At 73.4% G+C, this 18108-nt stretch carries 18 protein-coding genes; 8 read left to right on the forward strand and 10 right to left on the reverse strand.

Translation table 11 applies throughout. The features are described 5' to 3' along the window. The 3 genes from AB0J67_RS31930 to AB0J67_RS31940 form a co-directional block, all read right to left on the reverse strand. The coding region (locus AB0J67_RS31930) for a hypothetical protein (RefSeq protein ID WP_363487838.1) at positions 1–207 on the reverse strand (207 nt) is incomplete at its 3' end. After that, positions 204–1148 (reverse strand): DUF916 domain-containing protein, encoded by a 945-nt coding sequence (locus AB0J67_RS31935; protein ID WP_363487840.1) that lies wholly within the window; start codon positions 1146–1148, stop codon positions 204–206. The genes AB0J67_RS31930 and AB0J67_RS31935, both read right to left, overlap by 4 nt. Positions 1149–1219: 71 nt before the next feature. Beyond that, positions 1220–2875 (reverse strand): WxL domain-containing protein, encoded by a 1656-nt coding sequence (locus tag AB0J67_RS31940; protein WP_363487842.1) that lies wholly within the window; start codon positions 2873–2875, stop codon positions 1220–1222. 212 nt (positions 2876–3087) lie between these two features. Between AB0J67_RS31940 and AB0J67_RS31945 the strand changes: the two genes are divergently transcribed. Continuing rightward, positions 3088–3786, forward strand: a complete 699-nt coding sequence (locus tag AB0J67_RS31945; protein ID WP_363487844.1) for a hypothetical protein — start codon at positions 3088–3090, stop codon at positions 3784–3786. Between the two features lie 275 nt (positions 3787–4061). Here AB0J67_RS31945 and AB0J67_RS31950 read toward each other — a convergent pair whose 3' ends face one another. Next, positions 4062–5420, reverse strand: coding sequence for an MFS transporter (locus AB0J67_RS31950; protein ID WP_363487846.1), 1359 nt, complete (start codon positions 5418–5420; stop codon positions 4062–4064). A 131-nt stretch (positions 5421–5551) separates the two neighbouring features. Continuing rightward, complete coding sequence (locus AB0J67_RS31955) at positions 5552–6064, reverse strand: MarR family transcriptional regulator (RefSeq protein ID WP_363487848.1); 513 nt, start codon at positions 6062–6064, stop codon at positions 5552–5554. Positions 6065–6158: 94 nt separating this feature from the next. On the opposite strand from AB0J67_RS31955, the gene AB0J67_RS31960 reads away from it, so the two are divergent. After that, positions 6159–8300 (forward strand): MMPL family transporter, encoded by a 2142-nt coding sequence (locus AB0J67_RS31960; RefSeq protein WP_363487850.1) that lies wholly within the window; start codon positions 6159–6161, stop codon positions 8298–8300. Positions 8301–8415: 115 nt separating this feature from the next. Here the strand turns inward: AB0J67_RS31960 and cydB are convergent, their stop codons facing one another. Next, a complete protein-coding gene (cydB, locus tag AB0J67_RS31965) occupies positions 8416–9438 on the reverse strand; it encodes a cytochrome d ubiquinol oxidase subunit II (RefSeq protein ID WP_363487852.1) in 1023 nt (340 codons plus the stop codon). A gap of 10 nt (positions 9439–9448) precedes the next feature. Continuing rightward, the gene (locus tag AB0J67_RS31970) at positions 9449–10861 is read right to left on the reverse strand and encodes a cytochrome ubiquinol oxidase subunit I (protein ID WP_363487854.1); all 1413 of its coding nucleotides are present in this window, start codon (positions 10859–10861) and stop codon (positions 9449–9451) included. A 231-nt stretch (positions 10862–11092) separates the two neighbouring features. Here AB0J67_RS31970 and hisD point away from each other — a divergent pair, with 231 nt between their 5' ends. From hisD to AB0J67_RS31995, 5 genes are all read left to right on the forward strand, one after another. Then, the gene (gene hisD / locus AB0J67_RS31975) at positions 11093–12439 is read left to right on the forward strand and encodes a histidinol dehydrogenase (RefSeq protein WP_363487856.1); all 1347 of its coding nucleotides are present in this window, start codon (positions 11093–11095) and stop codon (positions 12437–12439) included. Beyond that, positions 12436–13206 (forward strand): SDR family oxidoreductase, encoded by a 771-nt coding sequence (locus AB0J67_RS31980; protein WP_363487858.1) that lies wholly within the window; start codon positions 12436–12438, stop codon positions 13204–13206. The genes hisD and AB0J67_RS31980 overlap by 4 nt, the downstream gene beginning before the upstream one ends. A 22-nt stretch (positions 13207–13228) precedes the next feature. Next, complete coding sequence (locus AB0J67_RS31985; protein ID WP_363487860.1) at positions 13229–14230, forward strand: hypothetical protein; 1002 nt, start codon at positions 13229–13231, stop codon at positions 14228–14230. Between the two features lie 194 nt (positions 14231–14424). Then, complete coding sequence (locus AB0J67_RS31990; RefSeq protein ID WP_363487862.1) at positions 14425–14592, forward strand: hypothetical protein; 168 nt, start codon at positions 14425–14427, stop codon at positions 14590–14592. A 114-nt stretch (positions 14593–14706) separates the two neighbouring features. Beyond that, the gene (locus AB0J67_RS31995) at positions 14707–15576 is read left to right on the forward strand and encodes an alpha/beta fold hydrolase (RefSeq protein WP_363487864.1); all 870 of its coding nucleotides are present in this window, start codon (positions 14707–14709) and stop codon (positions 15574–15576) included. A gap of 68 nt (positions 15577–15644) precedes the next feature. On the opposite strand, the gene AB0J67_RS32000 is transcribed toward AB0J67_RS31995, so the two are convergent. From AB0J67_RS32000 to AB0J67_RS32010, 3 genes are all read right to left on the reverse strand, one after another. Continuing rightward, positions 15645–16229 carry a DUF3618 domain-containing protein gene (locus AB0J67_RS32000; protein WP_363487866.1) on the reverse strand — a complete coding sequence of 195 codons (585 nt, stop codon included), beginning with the start codon at positions 16227–16229 and terminating at the stop codon, positions 15645–15647. Next, entirely contained in the window at positions 16226–16549 is a 324-nt protein-coding gene (locus AB0J67_RS32005; RefSeq protein ID WP_363487872.1) for a phage holin family protein, read from the reverse strand. The genes AB0J67_RS32000 and AB0J67_RS32005 overlap by 4 nt, the downstream gene beginning before the upstream one ends. Positions 16550–16670: 121 nt before the next feature. Beyond that, the gene (locus tag AB0J67_RS32010) at positions 16671–17591 is read right to left on the reverse strand and encodes a hypothetical protein (protein ID WP_363487868.1); all 921 of its coding nucleotides are present in this window, start codon (positions 17589–17591) and stop codon (positions 16671–16673) included. A gap of 221 nt (positions 17592–17812) precedes the next feature. On the opposite strand from AB0J67_RS32010, the gene AB0J67_RS32015 reads away from it, so the two are divergent. After that, positions 17813–17968, forward strand: coding sequence for a hypothetical protein (locus tag AB0J67_RS32015; protein WP_363487870.1), 156 nt, complete (start codon positions 17813–17815; stop codon positions 17966–17968). The last annotated feature ends 140 nt before the right edge of the window (positions 17969–18108 follow it).

Genomic DNA, 18108 nt, shown 5'->3' on the forward strand with positions numbered 1-18108 from the left:
GCTGCTGCTGCCGGCATACCTGGACGGCCCCCGCGACATGACCGAGTACGTGGCCAAGCCGCCCCAGAAGTTGTCGACCACCGAAGACATATCCTTCGGAGAAGCCATGGCGCTCTCAGCGGCGGCCGCGGCCGCGCCGGCACCGCTGAAGCCGAGGACGAGCAGGGCAAGAGTGCCCACCAGTGCAGCAGCGGTGCGGGGCCTCATGCCAGTCCCCTGGGCCGGGGCCGGCGGGCCCGGTGGCGGCGGCGGAGCAGGTATGCGGCGGCGGCCAGAAGGGTGGCGAGGACGGCCAGCGCGGGCCATACGCCGACCAGCGTGGTCGTGGTGGAGGTGGCGCGGACGCCGCCCTCGGCGGTGACGGTGACCGTGGTGGTGACGGCGTCGACGGGCCAGACGCCGCCCAGTGCGGCGCGCAGCCGGGTGCGGGCGCCGGGGACCAGGTCGAGCCGCGCGGCCGGGCCGGTGGCGGCGACCGAGTGTCCGAACAGGCCGGACACGGTGACGGCGACGTCGGGTACCAGATGGGTGTTGCCGGTGTTGGCGAGGTCGTAGGTGAGCTGTCCGCGGTCGGCGGTCAGGTCGGCGACGGCGAGGCCGGGCACGGTGGGGCCGCTGACGCGCAGGTAGACGCGGGCCGCGACGGCGTGGGTGACGCCGACGGTCAGGCCGCCGCCGTCGAGCTGCCCGCTGGGCGCGGCCTCGGCGGCCACGACGCCGCCGACGTGGTCGCCGGGCGTGGCGTTGGCGGGGACGGTGATGGTGAACGGGATGTCGGCCTGCCGCTTGGCGGGCACCACCACGTCGGCCAGGCCCACCCGGGTCCAGGCGCCGATGCCCTGCTGGGTCTGGCTCTCCTGGCGCAGCCCGAACCCTCCGTCGGCGCTGGTGTTGAACGCGTCGGCGCCGTACAGCCGCAGGGTCATCGGTTTGTCGGTGAGGTTGGCGACGCGGACCGAGTCGATGACGGTCTGGCCCGGCGGCGACTCGAGGAAGAAGTACTGGCGGGGGGTGGGGCCGGGCGTGGCGGGCGGGGTGGGGGTCACCGCCCAGCGGCCGTTGCCCGCGGCCTGGGCCGGGGCGGGCGCGAGGCCCGCCAGCAGCGCGGCGGCGAGGGCGACCGCGCCGGTGCGCGACCAGATGGCCATCGACCTCTCCCGGGGTGGTGGGATGGGTGGGGCCGGTGGGGACGGATAGCGCCCGCCCCCACCGGTTCCGGTCAGCTCAGCGTGATCGTGAGCGTCGCGGAGTAGGAACCGGCCAGCTGGTTCGCGGGCACGGTCAGGGCGAGCGCCGCGGACGCGTCGAAGCTGCCGCCGGTGCCGGCCGCGTCGGCCGGGGCCGAGCACAGCGTGGCGCCGTCGACCTGGCCCGCCGTGCCCGCCGCCGCGGTGACGGCGTTGCCGGCGCCGGCCGTCGCGGTGCAGGTGGGGGTCCAGGACAGGTTCGCCTTCGGGATGGTGCCGCCGGGGGTGCCGGTGAAGTCGGTGAGCGTGCCGACCAGGCTCCAGCCGAAGGTGCTGCCGCGGAAGTCCGTCACCGTGATGACCGGCAGCGTTCCGGTGCTGGTGTGGACGGTGCCGTCGAGGGTGACCCCCGACAGCGCGATGTTGCCGCTGCCTGCCCCGCGCGCCATCGCCAGGTTCCCGGCGGTGACGGTCTGCGACAGGTTGTAGGTCAGCGCGCACGACCCGGTGGTGGCCGCGCCCGACTTCGCGACGCAGGCGTCGGCCGAGGCCGTCCAGGTCGCGATGGCGAACAGCGTGCCGGGCCCGATCCCCGACGACGCGCCGATGAACGCGGTCGCGGGGGCGTTGACGGTGTACGTGGTGCTGATGCCGCCCGCGGCCGAGGCCGTGATGCTGACCGGGGCGTCCCCGGTCGGGCTGGGCGGCGGCGGCCCGGCCAGCGCCTGGTAGCCGCGGATGGCCACCGTGCTGCCCGGGTTCCAGTTGGTGCCGGTCACCGCGACCGAGGTGCCCGCGCCGCCGCCACCGGGGTTGATGGCGATGGTGGGGGCGCCCAGGACGGTGATCGGCGCCAGGACGGTGTTGACGCCGTCGGAGACCGCGAGGCTGCGGACCCCGGTGGTGGCGTCGGCCGGGACGGTGAGGGTGCCCGTTCCGGTCCCGGTGGCGGTGGTGGAGCCCGTGCCGGTGCCCTGTCCCGTGCCCCCGCCCGCGGCGTCCTTGAGGGACGCGGTGAGCGTGGCGTTCGGGGCCAGCCCGGAGACCGAGAACGAGACGACGTTCCCGGCGCGGGCGTGGGTGGTGACCGTCTGGCCGGACACCGCGGTCACGGTGGCCGAGCCGTCGAACACGGTGAAGGACTCCACGATGGTGCTCGCCTGCGGGGCCGCCTTGTGGTCACGGTCCCCGGCGTTGGAGCAGTACGTCGCCGCGGTGGTGTTGGCGAACTTCACCTGCGTCACCGTGGCCGTGGCGGTGCCCGCGGCACCTGCCACGAACGTGCCCGACGCCGTGATGGCGCCGAGCGGGGTGTACGGGTCCCGGGCCCCGGTCGGGTACGGCGCCATGTTCAGCGTCACCGTCCCCGACTGCGATCCGCCGAGGGCCACCTTGACGATCACCGGGACGTCGCCGGCGACCAGCGGGGCGGGCCCGTTGTCCGGTCCGGCGGCGGCGGTGAGGGTGACCGTGACGGTCTGCCCCGGTGCCGGTGTCACCGGCGACAGGGTCAGGCCGAACGTGTCGGCCCAGGTGGTCGGCGAGGAGCCGGTGCCCGAGTCGCCGAAGTAGAGCCGGCAGCCCAGCGAATTCGCTGTCGGCCCGTACGCCTGCGCCGGTGCCTGAATGAGACCCAGTGCCGCGACGGCAGCGATGCTGCTGGTGACGACCGCCCACTTACTCCGCATGGAACCTCCCTTCTCCATCCGTTTCGCTAGTCGAAACGACGTTCACTTCTGCGATACGTAAATGAAGTCAGCGGGATTGCCGGTTGTCAACCGTCCGTCCGGCGATGGTTGGCGGACGATGCGCACAGAGCCCTTGCGCCACCAGGCATCGGCGGAATAGCTTTCCATCAAACGAAACGGCGTTCCGATCAACGAAACATCGGGCGGTCATCATGATCTCGTTCCTGCTGGCCTCGATCGCGCTGTGCATGCTGGCGCTCGCCGCCACGGCCGCACGCCTGCGCCGCGCCGCGCCGGTCGGCGCCCCGCTCGTGGCGGTGGTGTGCGTCGGGCTCGCCTACGACTGCGCCGCCATCGCGGTCGGGCCGGTCCTCGGCTTCGGCTCGGCGCTGCACGCCGTCAACCAGCCGCGCTACTGGATCCATGCGGTGCTCACCCCGCTGATGATCCTGGCCGTGATGGACCTGGCGGCCCGCGCGGGCGTGGTCTCCCTCGCTCGGCGCCCGGTCCGGATCGGACTCGGCGCGCTGACGGCGGTGCTGGTGGCGCTGGGCGTCGCGAGCGACGTGGTCGCCCTGCGCCTGGCGCCGGAGACCTACGCCGACACGCTGCGCTACGTCAACGACGCCGCCGAAGGCCCGCCGGTGCCCGCGATCGTCACGATCCTCGTGCTGATCGGCATCGGCGCGGCGCTGTGGCGCCGGGCGGGTGTCCCGTGGCTGTGCCTCGGCTCGGTGGCCATGTTCGTGGCCGCGGCCGCAGGCTTCGCGCACTTCTGGATCGGCAACACGGGCGAGCTCCTGCTCCAGGCCGGGATCGTCGCGACCCTCGCCGCCGTCGCCGCCCGCACCTCCCCCGCCCACGCGAGCGCCCCCACGCCCCAGCCCCAGCCGACCCCCGAAACCGCATAGCGATCCCCACCGCACCGCACCACGCCAGCCGCACCGCACCACGCCAGCCGCACCGCACCCACGCCGGGCGCACCGCACCGCACCGCCCGCACCGCGGGCCGCCCGCACCACGCCGTCGCGCCGTCGCGCCAAGATCGCTCGACTTGCCAGGCAACTGGGCGAAAGCGCGCCCAAGATACGCCCGGTTGCCTGGCAAGTCGGACGATCAAGACGCGGCCTGCCCGCCTTCGCGGGCGGGCAGGCGGGGCCGGCGGAGCGGACCGCGGCGAGCGGGGTCAGTCCTCGGTCAGGGCCGCCGTGGCGTCGGCGTCGTAGGTGCGCCAGGCGGACAGCACGACCAGGCTGCCGATCACCAGCGGCGCGATGACCACGGCGTACGCCCAGCGCAGCGACCCGGTCGCGTCCGACGCCTCGCCGATCAGCCACGGCCCGAGCGCGCCGCCGAGGGTGATGACGCTCTGCAGCACGGCGAACCCGAGCCCGCGCCGCGACGCGGGGACCACGTCCGCGTTGGCCGCGGTCAGGTTGGCGATCGCACCGGCGAAGCCGACGTTGGCCAGCCCGAAGCAGATCACCTGCGGCATCATCGGTTCGATGAGCACGGCCCCGGCCAGCGCGGCCGTGCCGGCGAGCAGGGACCAGCCGCCGAACGCGACGCGCCAGCCGGTCCGCCGGCCGTGCCAGCGGTCGCCCAGCCAGCTGCCGACGCCCATGCCGACGAGGATGCCGACCAGGCCCGCTCCCCCGCCGACGGCGGCCGCGGCGGCCTCGTCCAGGCCGTACTCGCGCTGGTAGAACGACGGCATCCAGAAGAACAGGCCGCCCAGGCCGAAGAACAGGATGCTCAGTCCGATCACGACGGAGCGCAGGGTGCTGATCCGCCACAGCAGGCGCACCTGCGCGATGATCGGCGGCCGGGCCGTGGCGGCGGCCGGTGCCGGAGTCGCCGCCTCGGTCCCGGCGTACCAGGCGCCGAGGCGGTCGCCGATGCCGCGCACGGGCTCGCGGACCGTCAGCATCAGCGCGGCGATGATCGCTCCGGGGATCGCGATGAGGAAGAACCCGGTGCGCCAGCCGACCGCCTCGGCCAGCGCGCCGCCTGCGATCACGCCGATCGGCAGGCCCGCGAAGTACGCGGCGCGCTCGATGCCGTACGCCCGCGCGCGGCCGGGTCCGGGGTAGAGGTCGCCGAGCAGGCTGGACGCGGGCGGGTTGTAGAGCTGGCCGGCCGCGCCGAGCATCACCCGGACGCCGAACAGCATCGCGTACGACCCGGCCAGCCCGGTGCCGAGGGTCAACAGCGCCCACACGGCCACCACGGCCGCGACGGTCCAGGTGCGCCGCCCGGTGTCGGCCAGCCGCCCGGCGGGCAGCAGCAGGAGCACGGCGGCGATCGCGCCCGCGGTGGCGATCGCGCCGGCCGCGCCGTCGTCGAAGCCGAACTCGCGCTGGATCGCGGGCAGCGCCCCGGCGAGCAGGTTGTACTCGACGCGGTCGACGAGCGCGACCAGGCCTATACAGACCGCGGGCCACCAGCCGAACGGGGCGGCCCGGCCGCGCCGGACCCGCACGGGCGGCCTGCCCGCATACGCGGTGATCTCGCGGGTCTCGTCGGTCACGGCATCGACGCCCATGGCACACCTCCAGATAGGGCGCCATCGTAGAGTCTGGAAACGGCGTTTCGCTAGAGGAACCGGGGACCGGCGGCCGGATCAGGCGCGCTCGGCGGCGGCGACTTCCCTCGCGGTCGGCGACTTCCGGGTCGTCACGAGGGCTCCGAAGTCGCCGACCGCGGCGCACGGGCGGACTCGCGCTCGGCGACCACCGCGCCCGTCATGCGGCGGACCACCTCGGCGGCGATCAGCAGATCCTCGGTGGACAGATCCGCGACGGCCTGCGCCATGCGCCTGCCGAGCGGCTGGAAGAACTCGCGCGCCATCTCCAGCGCGGGTGGGCGCACGGCCAGCGTGACCCGGCGGCGGTCGCGCGGGTCGCGGGTGCGCTCGACGTGCCCGGCCGCCTCCAGCCGGTCGATCAGCGAGGTGGTGGCCGGGGCACCGAGTCCCAGCTTGCCCGCCAGCTCCCCGGCGGTCAGCGGCAGGTCGGCCTCCGCCGTCACGGAGATCCACATGATCGCGTTGAGGTCGCTACGACCCAGGCCGTGCGCACGGGCGAAGACGTCGACGAACACGTCGTTCTCGACGGTGTTGGTCTGCAGCGCCCGCCTGACCTCGTCCAGCGCGGCCGCCCGGGAGTGGGGGCCACCTCGCGTCTCCATGCGCAGAGCATATATCATTTCGATCGTCGAACCTTTCGACTGTCGAATCATCGCGGGCGCAGTGTGCCCGCCTCACGTCAGGAGTCGCCCCACCATGGGTGAGCGTTTCGCCTCGTGGATCACGAGCCGGATCGGCGCGGCCGTCGTGCTGTTCGCGACCGTCGCCCTGTCCGCGCTGGTGTTCCTCGGCAGCCCCAGCCAGCCCGAGGCAGGACCGACCACCGGCCTGCCCGAGGGCAAGCAGTCCACCCGCGTCACCGAGCTGCGCGACCGGTTCGCCGGCGGCCGCGCCGAATCGGCGCTGGTCGTCTTCGAACGCGCCGACGCGCCGCTCGACGAGGCCGACCGTACGGCGATCGGCGCCGCGCAGCGGACCGCGTCCGCCGTCGCGCACGTGGCCGAGGTGCCCCCGGCCCGGTTCAGCGACGACGGCCGCGCCGCGCTGCTGCCGGTGCCGTTCGAGGCCGGGTTGGACGCCGACACCCGCAACGCCACCGTCGACGAGCTGCGCGCCGCGCTGCGGGACACCGCCACCGGCCTGCCCGGCGGGCTGACCGCGCAGGTCACCGGCGGCGCCGCGTTCGGCCGCGACATCTCGGCGGCGTTCGCCGGCGCCGACGTCACGCTGCTCGCGGCGACCGCGATCGTGGTCGCGCTGCTGCTGCTCGCCACGTACCGCAGCCCGGTGCTGTGGATCGTCCCGCTGACCGTCATCGGGCTCGGCGACCAGCTCACCGCCAAGCTGCTGCCGTGGATCGGCCGGCTGATCGGCGAGCCGACCGACGCCTCCATCGCGGGCATCGTCTCGGTGCTGGTGTTCGGCGCGGGCACCGACTACGCCCTGCTGCTCATCTCCCGCTACCGCGAGGAGCTGCGGCGTACGCCCGACCGCCGGGCGGCGCTGGCCGCGGCCGTACGCGCCGCCGGACCGGCCGTGATCGGCAGTGCGGGCACGGTGATCCTGGCGCTGCTGACCCTGCTGACCGCGGTGCTCACCAGCAACCGCACCCTCGGTATCGCCGCCGCGGCCGGGGTCGGCGTGGCGCTGGTGTTCGGGCTCGTGGTGCTGCCCGCCGCGCTCGCCTTCCTGCCCCGCGGCGCGTTCTGGCCGCTGGTGCCCACGGTCGGCAGCCCGGACAGCAGTGCGTCGGGGCTGTGGTCGCGGATCGCGCAGCTCGTCGGCCGCCGCCCGCGGACCGTGCTCGCCGGTGCCGCGCTGGTGCTGGCCGCGCTCTCGGCGGGCCTGCTCACCACCGACGTCGGCCTGTCGCAGACCGAGCAGTTCCGCACCGAGGTCGAGTCGGTGCAGGCGCAGCGGACGCTGTCCGCGCACTTCCCCGCCGGATCGTCGCAGCCGGTCACCGTCATCGCGCGGGCCGACGCGGCCGACCGGGTGGTGAGCACGGTGCGCGCCGTCTCCGGCGTCGCCGCGGTCGGCGCGCCCGAGGTGTCGGTCGACGGCTCGCTCGTCCAGCTCACCGCGCAGCTCGACGGCGAGTCCGGCTCGGCGGCCGCCGACGACACGGTCACCGCGCTGCGTACCGGACTGGCCGCGCTGGACGGGGCGGACGCGCTGGTCGGCGGCCAGCCCGCCGCCGACCTCGACCAGCGCGAGGCCAACGCCCGCGACAACGCCGTGGTCGCGCCGCTGGTGCTGGGCGTCGTGCTGCTGGTGCTGGTCATCCTGCTGCGCTCGCTGGTGGCGCCGGTGCTGCTGCTGGTCACTGTCGTGGTGAGCTTCGCGGCGAGCCTCGGTGCGGCGAGCCTGGTGTTCGCGGCGCTCGACATCCCGGCGCTGGCGTCCAGCGTGCCGCTGCTGGCGTTCCTGTTCCTGGTGGCGCTCGGGGTGGACTACAACATCTTCCTGGTCAGCCGGGCCCGGGAGGAGACGCTGCGGCGCGGCGACACCCGGGCGGGCATGCTGCGGGCGCTGTCGGCGACCGGTGGCGTGATCACGTCGGCGGGTGTGCTGCTGGCGGCGGTGTTCACGGTGCTCGGCGTACTGCCGGTGATCGTGCTGACCCAGCTCGGGATCATCGTCGGCGTCGGCGTGCTGCTGGACACGCTGCTGGTGCGTACCCTCGTGGTCCCCGCCCTGGCGATGCTGCTCGGCGAGCGCTTCTGGTGGCCGTCGCGACCCGCCGGCCGCGGCCCGGTGAACGCCGCCCGCGAGCCGCTCGCCTCCGACGAGCAGTCCCCGTCCCGCCCCCTCCCGGAGCCCGCCCCCGCCCCCTGACCGTGACACAAGATCGCGACGATCTTGCGCGGACTGTTAGGGATATGCCCGGTTAGGGCGTGTCGTACCCACAGTCCGCGCAAGATCGGCGCGGCGAAGGCGGGCGGGGGCGGGGTTAGTCGGGGATGTGGTGGGTGGTGATGCGTTTGCGGAAGACCCAGTAGGTCCAGCCCTGGTAGAGGACCACGATCGGGGCGAAGACCAGGGCGACCCAGGTCATGATCTTCAGGGTGTACGGGGTCGACGACGCGTTCGCCACGGTGAGGCTGTTGAGGGCGGCGTCGACGGTGGAAGGCATGACGTTGGGGTGGAGGCCGGCGAACAGCGAGGCCACGGCCAGGGCGATCGCGGCGGCGGTGCCCGCGAAGGCCCAGCCCTCGCGGCGGCCCTGGGGGTCGGTGCGGGAGGGCAGGCGGTTGGCCACCAGGGCGCCGACCAGGCACAGGGCGGCGAGGACGGACAGCACCACGGCGGTGGGCGTGGCGCGGTGGGTCAGGGTGAGGCCGAGGAAGAGGGCCGCGAGTGCCAGCGCCAGCAGGCCGGAGCGTTCGGCCAGGCGGTTGGCGCGGGTCCGGATGTCGCCGGCCGTCTTGAGGGCCAGGAAGATCGCGCCGTGGGTGAGGAACAGCGCCGTGGTGGTCAGGCCGCCCAGCAGGGCGTACGGGTTCAGCAGGTCGAGCAGGCCGCCGGTGAAGTTGTGCTGGGCGTCCAGCGGCACGCCGCGCACGATGTTGGCGAAGGCCACGCCCCACACGAAGGCGGGCACGGCCGAGCCGAACACGATCGCGGCGTCCCAGCGCCGCCGCCAGGACGGCTCCGGGCGCTTGCCCCGGTAGTCGAAGGCGACCCCGCGCAGGATCAGCGCGACCAGGATGAGCAGCAGCGGCAGGTAGAAGCCGGAGAACAGGGTCGCGTACCACTCGGGGAACGCGGCGAACATCGCCCCGCCCGCGGTGATCAGCCACACCTCGTTGCCGTCCCACAGCGGCCCGATGGTGTTGATGATCACCCGGCGCTCGCGGTCGTCGCGGCCCAGCACCGGCACCAGCATGCCGACGCCGAAGTCGAACCCCTCCAGCACGAAGTACCCGATGAACAGGCCTGCGATCAGCAGGAACCACAGTGTCGACAGCTCCATGGCACCTCTCCTAGTACGCGAACGCCAGCGGGCGGTCCTCGTCGGACTCGGACTCGTTCTCGTCCGGCGGCGGGCTGACATCGGGCAGCCCGGCGCGGGCGTACTTCAGCAGCAGCTTCACCTCGATCACCGCGAGCACGCCGTAGAGCAGCGTGAACACGGCCAGGGAGGTGGCCAGGTAGCCGACGCTGACGTTGGGCGAGTTGGCCGCGGCGGTCTTCATCTCCCCGAACACGACCCACGGCTGGCGGCCCATCTCGGTGAAGATCCAGCCGGTCGAGTTCGCGACCAGCGGCAGCAGCGGGAGCAGCGGCAGTGCCCGCAGCAGCCAGCGCGAGGTGGGGGTGCGCCCGCGCCGGGTCGCCCAGAGCACCCACAGCGCGAGCAGCGCGGCCGCCCCGCCGAGCCCGATCATGAGCCGGAACGTCCAGTAGGTGAGCGGGATGTTCGGCTTGTAGCTGCCGGGGCCGTACTGCTGCTCGTACTCGGCCTGCAGGTCGTTGATGCCCTCGACGCGGCCGTCGAAGCTGCCGGTGCCGAGGAAGGACAGCAGGCCGGGGATCTCCACCGACCACACCGGACGGGTGCCGTCCAGCGTGCCGACGGTGAAGACGGAGAACGGGGCGGGCTGCTCGGACTCGTAGAGCGCCTCGGCGGCGGCCATCTTCATCGGCTGCACCTCGGTCATGATCTTGCCCTGGATGTCGCCGGTGAGCAGCATCGCGCCCATCGCGACCAGGGTCGTCCAGGCGCCGATCTTCGCCGCGCTGCGGAACGCGGCGGTGTCGGTGCCGGGGCGGCGCACCAGGTGCCAGACGGCGACGGCGGCGACCAGGCCGCCTGCGACCAGGAAGCAGCCGGCGATCGTGTGCGGCACGGTGATCAGCGCGACCTTGTTGGTCAGCACCGCCACGATGTCGGTCAGCTCGGCGCGGCCGGTGGCCTGGTCGATGCGGTAGCCGACCGGGTTCTGCATCCAGGAGTTCGCGGCCAGGATGAAGTACGCGCTGAGCACGGTGCCGACGGCGACCGTCCAGATGCACGCGAGGTGGACCTTCTTCGGCAGCCGGTCCCAGCCGAAGATCCACAGGCCCAGGAACGTGGACTCCAGGAAGAACGCGACCAGCGCCTCCATGGCCAGCGGCGCACCGAACACGTCGCCGACGAAGCGGGAGTACTCGCTCCAGTTCATGCCGAACTGGAACTCCTGCACGATGCCCGTGACCAGGCCCATCGCGAAGTTGATGAGGAACAGCTTGCCGAAGAACTTGGTGAGCTTGAGCCACTTCTCGTTCCCGGTGCGCACCCACGCGGTCTGGAACGCGGCCACCAGCCACACCAGTCCGATGGTCAGCGGCACGAAGAGGAAGTGGTAGACGGTGGTGATGCCGAACTGCCAGCGGGCCAGCTCCATCGCGTCCATGCCGTGGACTCCTGCCTGTGCGAGGCTACTGGCGTCAGGGTGCTCCCTGGAAAAAGCCTGAACGACGGCGTATGCCACGAATGGGACCTGGGTCACGGGCATAGATCACGGGAACCGAACGCGCTATTCCAGCGACCGCATCATATGGAAACCGCGTTTCCATCTTGCTAGCCTGTCCGCACACGCGCCCGCGCAGGCGGCTCGCGGCGCCCACACGGAGAGCGAGCCGGCATGCCCCTACAGCTCAAGGCACCCGCGGCGACCCCGGCGCGCGGAGTGGACCCCGCGGTCCGCGACACCGTCGCGGCGATCATCGACGACGTGCGGGCCCGCGGCGACGACGCCGTACGCGAGCTGTCGGCGCGGTTCGACGCGTGGACGCCCGACACCTTCCGGCTGGACGCCGACCAGGTCGAGCAGATCGTCGCCACCGTGCCCGCGCAGACGATCGCCGACATCCGTACGGTGCAGGCCAACGTGCGCCGGTTCGCCGAGCACCAGCGCGCCTCGCTGCGCGACTTCGAGGTCGAGACCGCGCCCGGAGTGCTGCTCGGCCAGCGCAACATCCCCGTCGCCGCGGCCGGGGCGTACGTGCCCGGCGGCCGCTACCCGCTGGTCGCCTCGGCGCACATGACCATCGTCACCGCGAAGACGGCGGGCGTCGCCCGGGTCGCCGCGTGCACACCGCCGATCCGCGGGCAGGTCCCGGCGGCGACGGTGGCGGCCATGCACCTGGCCGGAGCCGACGAGATCTACCTGCTCGGCGGGGTGCAGGCGGTGGCGGCGCTGGCGCTGGGCACCGCGAGCATCCCGGCCGTGGACATCCTGTCCGGGCCGGGCAACGCGTACGTCGCCGAGGCCAAGCGGCAGCTGTTCGGCGAGGTCGGCATCGACCTGCTGGCCGGGCCGACCGAGATCCTCGTCATAGCCGACGAGCACGCCGACCCGTTCGTGGTCGCCGTCGACCTGCTCAGCCAGGCCGAGCACGGCCCCGACTCCCCCGCCGTGCTCATCACCACCTCGGCGGAGCTGGGGCGGGAGGTGCTCGCGCACGTCGCGCGGATCCTGCCCGGCATGCCGACCCGCGACTACGCCGGACCCGCCTGGCGCGACCACGGGCAGGTCATCGTCGTGGCCGACCTGGACGAGGCGTACCGGCTGGCCGACGAGTTCGCGTCCGAGCACGTGCAGGTGCTGACGCGGCAGCCGCGTAAGGCGCTGGAGCGGATGCGCAACTACGGCGCGCTGTTCCTGGGCGAGGGCACCTGCGTGTCGTACGGCGACAAGGTGATCGGCACCAACCACACGCTGCCCACCCGGCGCGGCGCCCGCTTCACCGGCGGGCTGTGGGTCGGGCGCTACCTCAAGACCGTCACCTACCAGGAGGTCGTCGACCCGGCGGCCAGCGTGGACCTGGGCCGGCTGTGCGGGCGGGCCAGCCGGGTCGAGCTGTTCGAGGGCCACGCCCGCTCCGGCGACGTGCGCGCCGCCAAGTACGCCGGCGACCCGCTGCCGTGGGCCGCCGCAGACGGCGGCGAGGCACGGTCCGCACAGGTCACCGCCGAGGCAGCTCGATGAGCGGCCCGGACCGGGTCGCCGGGCGCACCGCGCTGGTGACCGGGGCGGGCAACGGGCTGGGCCGGGCTATCGCGCACGCGCTGTCGGCCGCGGGCGCCCGGGTGATCCTGGTCGGGCGGACCCTCGGCAAGCTGGAGGCCGTCGCCGCCGAGCTTGGCGGGGACTCCCGCGTCGCCGCCTGCGACACGTCGCAGCCGGCCGAGGTCGACGAGCTGCGCGCGGTGCTGTCCGATGAGGACGTGTCCATCCTGGTCAACAACGCGGGCATCGCGGGGCCGGTGCGTGAGCTGGTCGACGTCGAGCCGGCGGAGTGGGACGAGGTGTTCGCGGTCAACGTGCGCGGGGTGTACCTGATGTGCCGCGCCTTCCTGCCCGCGATGATCGCCCGCGGTGGCGGCGACGTCATCAACGTGGCGTCGGTGAGCGGCAAGCGCCCGCTGGCCCGGCGCACGCCGTACACCGCCTCGAAGATGGCCGTGCTGGGCCTCACGATCACGCTGGCGCACGAGGTCGGCGAGCACGGGGTGCTGGTCAACTGCCTGTCGCCAGGGCCGGTCGCGGGGCCGCGGATGGCGCGCAACTTCCGGCTGGAGGCCGAGCGCACGGGCGTCACCAGCGCCGAGGCCGAGCGGGCGTTCGTCTCCCGCGCGGCGTTGCCGCGGATGGTGACCGAGGAGGAGGTCGGCGCGGCGGCGGTGGCGATGCTGCGGATGTCCGGATTGACGGGTGCCGACATCGACCTGTCCGCTGGCATGATCGGACGCTGAGACGATCGGGTAGGGAGTCGGCATGACGGAGCAAGGCTGGCGCGCCGAACGGGTGCTGGCGGGCGGCATCGCCGCGGGCCTGGTGATGACCGCCCTGATCGGACTGAGCGGCTGGTGGCTGGCCCGGCCGGACTTCCTGCCCGACACCGGGCCGTCCTGGTACGTCTGGCAGCTGCCCGAGCGGTCCACCCTGGTCATGGCCGGCGTGTGGGCGCTGTACGCGCTGCACCAGGTCGGCTTCTGGGCGCTGATCTGGTACGGCCAGCAGCGCGTCGGCACGTACGCCAAGGGCCTGCACCGGGTCAACGCGTGGGCGCTGGCCTTCAACGGCGTCTTCGTGCTGCTCCACTTCGCCCAGACCCAGCTGTGGTACGACGCGCTGGCGCAGGACGTGTCGATCTGGTCCTCGCAGTTCTCGGTCATCATCCTGCTGGTCTGGGTGCTGCTGATGGAGAGCGACCGGCGCGGGCTGTTCTTCGGCCGCACGGTCCCCACCCCCGGCGGCGCGGGGGTCCGGGCGTGGGCCCGCAAGTACCACGGCTACTACTTCGCCTGGGCCGCGGTCTACACCTTCTGGTATCACCCGATGGAGACGACCACGGGCCACCTGGTCGGCTTCCTCTACATGTTCCTGATCCTGCTGCAGGGCAGCCTGTTTTTGACCCGCGCCCACGTGAACCGGTGGTGGACGGTGACGCTGGAGCTGGCGGTGCTGTTCCACGGCGCGATCGTGGCGCTCAACAGCCCGAAGCAGCTGTGGTTCCAGTTCGGCTGGGGCTTCGCCACCATCTTCGTGGTGACCCAGATGCACGGCCTGGGCCTGCCCCGCTGGGCGAAGTGGCTCATCGGCCTGGCCTACGTCGCCTCGGCCGGCGTGGTCGTCGCGCTGATCGGGGTGCACAAGCTCGCCGAGCTGCCCCGCGTGCCCGCCGCCGAGTACGTCGGCGTCTTCATCCTGGCCGCGCTGTTCGCGATCGGGCTCTGGATCGCCCGCCGCACGCGTCGCCCCGTCTCCGTCGACTGATCAGGCGCAGCGCGCCCCCGGCGCGGTCGGCTCGCCGTGCCCGTGCCGGCGAGCCGATCTGTTGATCAACCGACGAGTTGCGCGGACCACAGATGCCGTCGCAGGCCGCGGGCATGGACCAGCTCCGGAACGGGTACCAACTCCTCCGGCCCGGCAGGGCCGAACCGGCCGCGCACACGGAGGAGTGAGTCCGGATGACCAGCACCACCGCCCGCCACGGCAGCCGCCCCTGGCTCGCCCTGTACGACGCGAGCCGCGCCACGCTCGCCGCCCGCCTGCACGCCACAAGCCGCATCGCGCAGCGGCGACGCCGGATGTGCCCACCTCCCGAGCCGCACCCCGAGCGCCGCACCACCCGCTGACTCCGGACAAATTTGTGCCTCATGACTCCCTAAAACTCCCTATCACGGCTTGACTACGGCATGTTAGGGTAGTTTTATGGAACATCGTTGTACCCCCACCCACCAGGTGCGGTCATGACCGCGATCTACCGGACCGAGGCAGGCGGGCAGCAGGTCCGCGAGCGATACGTCGAGGCGCTGCGCGCCTGGCCCGTCCCCGCCGAGCACCGGCGCGTGCCGACCCGCGAGGGGGAGACGTTCGTCGTGGTCTGCGGCCCCGAGCAGGCGCCACCGGTGCTGCTGTGCCACGGCTCGAGCACCAACACGGCGATGTGGATCTCCGACGTCGCCTCCTGGGCACAGCACTTCCGCGTCCACGCCGTCGACATGATCGGTGAACCCGGGCTGAGCGCGCCGTCCCGCCCGCCGCTGGACTCCGAGGCGTACGCCGACTGGCTGGACGACGTGCTGGAAGGGCTCGGGCTGACGCAGGCGGCCATGGTCGGCGCCTCCCTCGGCGGCTGGCTGGCGCTGGACTACGCGATCCGCCGCCCGCACCGGGTGAGCTCCCTCGCACTGCTGTGCCCCGGCGGGGTCGGCCGGCAGAAATGGGGCTGGATCGGCAAAGCCCTGCTGCTCAAGCCGTTCGGGCTCTGGGGGCAGCGCCGCACGCTGCGGACGGTCGCCGGACTCGACATGGCCGGTGCCGAGGGATTCCTCGACGGCATGGCGCTCACCTTCCGGCATTTCCAGCCCCGCAAGGAGCCGTTGCCGGTCTTCCCCGACGACGCGCTGCGCCGCCTGACCGTGCCGATGCTGGTCATCGCCGGCGATCGGGACGCCATGCTCGACTCGCGGGACACCGCCCGCCGCCTGGCCGCCGCCGTCCCGCACGCGACCGTGCACCTGCTGCCGGGCGTCGGCCACTCCGTGGTGGGCCAGACCGAGCCGATCCTCGCCCACCTGCGGCAGGCGACGGCACCAGCCGACGCGGAGCGCCGCTGACGGGACGTCGCCGCACACCCGCGGGCCCCGGCCGATTGGACGGCCGGGGCCCGCGGTGCACCGTGGGGCTAGGCGGGACCGCTGCCGGAAGGCGGGGTGCCCTCGGTGCGTACGGCCGAGACCGCGTCGCCGGCACTGGCCTTGACGGACTCGACCGCCTCCTGCACCGGCTCGCGCAGGTGCTCGCGCATCTCGCCGGCCACCTCCGCGGCCTGCTCCTTCACGCCCTCGGCGTGTTCGGCCAGCGTCTCCTTGAGCTGGCCCGCCAGTCGCTGCTCGGGCTCGCTCGACGGGATGAGGGACGAGATGAGCACCCCGGCGCCGAACGCGATGAGCCCGGCGGCCAGCGGGCTGCCCTGCGTCTGGGCCAGCACCTTCTGCTGCGCGGCACCGGCCGCGTCGCCCACCGACCCGGCGGCCGACGACGCACGGTCGGCCAGCGCCGACGCCGGGCCGCCGCCCGCCTCCAGCGGGTGCTGCACCGTGCCCATGACCTTCTCGCGGACCGAGCGTGCGGCGCCGCGCACCCGGTCCACCCGCCGGCCGACCACCCGGGCCGGGCTGACCCGGTCGGTCAGGGCGTCCACGTCGGTGCGGAGCTCCTCGCGGGTGCGCTCGATGTCCCGGCGGATCTGATCCGTTTCGGTGCTCATGATGTGTTCCTCTCCCCCTCCGGGTGCCCGCGCAGCGCGGAGGGCACCTGCTTGACCGTCTCCGCCGTCTGCGGCATCGGCCGCAGGTCACGGATCCGCGCCCGGCCGGTCGCGTACAGCACGGCCGCCACGACGCCCCACAGGACGGCGACGATCACGGCCGCCCAGCCCGGGTCCATCACGGCCGACAGCAGCCGCCACAGGGCCAGGGACACGAACAGCAGCATCAGGTTCGCCGCCACGGCGGCTCCGCCGAACATGCCGGCCGCCTTGCCCGCCTTGGCCGTCTCCTGCCGCAGCTCGGCCTTGGCCAGTTCCAGCTCCTGTCGAGCGTGGACAGGTCGGTGCTGATCTCCCCCAGCAGCTCACCGATCGACTGCCGGGACGCCGCGCCGCCTCCCCCGTCGTCCGGGGGCAGGCCGGTGCGCAGCGGCTCCGTCCTCATGGCGACACCTCGCTCTCCCGCTCGTAGCGACCGCCGCCGCCCGAGTACGCGAGGTCGTCCGGCGTCACGTGCCCCGTGGCGGGGCTCGCCGTGACCGGCGCGCGGCCGGCTCGCGTGTCGGCGACCGGTGCCGCCGGTGCCGGCAGGCGGGCGCCGCCCGCGTCGTCCTTGCCCGCCGCGACCATGCCGCGGGTCAGCCGGCCCACGACCAGGCCCGCCGCGAGCGCGCCGAGCAGGAACGTGCCCGGGTGGCGGCGCGCGTAGTCGCGTACCTCGTCCAGCAGCCGGCCGGGTTCGCGGTGCTCCAGCCAGTCGGCGGCGCGGTGTGCCCGGGACGACACCTCCTGCATGAGTTCGCCCGCCAGCCGGTCGGAACCCTCGCCGGTGCGCATCGACGCCAGGTCGTCGGCCAGCGTGTGCAGGCCGGACGCCACGCGTTCCTGCTGCGTGCCGGCCTGCCCGCGCAGTTCCTGGGTGGCGGTGTCGGCCAGGCTGCGCAGCTGGCTGCCGGTCTCCTGGGCGACGTGCTTGGCCTGCTCCGTCGCCGTCTTGGCGACATCCTTGGCCTGCTGCCCGGTGCTGGGCTGTGCCGAGCCCGGCTGGTCCCAGCTCGGCTGGTCCGGACCCGGCTGCCACGTTGCGGCCGGGCCGGTGTCGGCCTGCCCCGCGTCAGGCAGGTCGGCGTGCCGGGCCTCGCCGGCCGGTGTCTTGATCGCCGCGGGCGGCATGGTCCCGGACTCGAGCGGCTGCCCCGCGGCGTCGGTGGCGGTCCGCGTGGCGGCCGCGCCGGCGTCCGTCCCCGGCGTCCCGTCGGTGAACATGCCGGGCGTGTGCGCCAGGTTCTCCTGCTCGTACGGCTTGCGTTCGGGCGGAGCCTGCTCGGCCTCGCCGGGCCGGCCGTTGTATTGCTGAGTCATCGTGTTCCCCCTCCACACGGTGGAAGCGAATCGCCGATCGGCTCGGACCGAGTCCGTCGCGGCGGTGCTCCTCCCACTTGGCCCCACGTTCCCCGGCCGTACCCGCTGAAACACGTTTCAGCAGCTGATCGCCCTTTTTGTGCGCGCGTTTGCCGGCCGCAGGCGCCGGGAACGCACGCCCCGTCCCCACAGCCGGGGGCGCCTGACGAACGGGGAGTGCGATGAGCGAGCAGCCGAACGATGCACTGGACGAGATCAGCGAGCAGGAGGCGGCCGAAGCCGACGAGGTGACCGAGGCCGACCCGGCGCAGGACGACGAGTTCACCGAGGATGAGGCGCTGCAGGCCACCAGGGAGGCCCTGGGCGACAACGGATGACCGCCGCCCGAACGTCCGGCACCCACCCGCGTGATAGCACGGGTGGGTCCAACTTCTGTGCCAGCGTGGTCGATGCCGTGGTGCACCGGCTGCTGATGATCGGGGTGACCGACTCGGCCGGGGTGTCCGATGACGTGGCG

It is taken from the genome of Catellatospora sp. NPDC049609 (assembly GCF_040675365.1).
Classification (GTDB): domain Bacteria; phylum Actinomycetota; class Actinomycetes; order Mycobacteriales; family Micromonosporaceae; genus Catellatospora.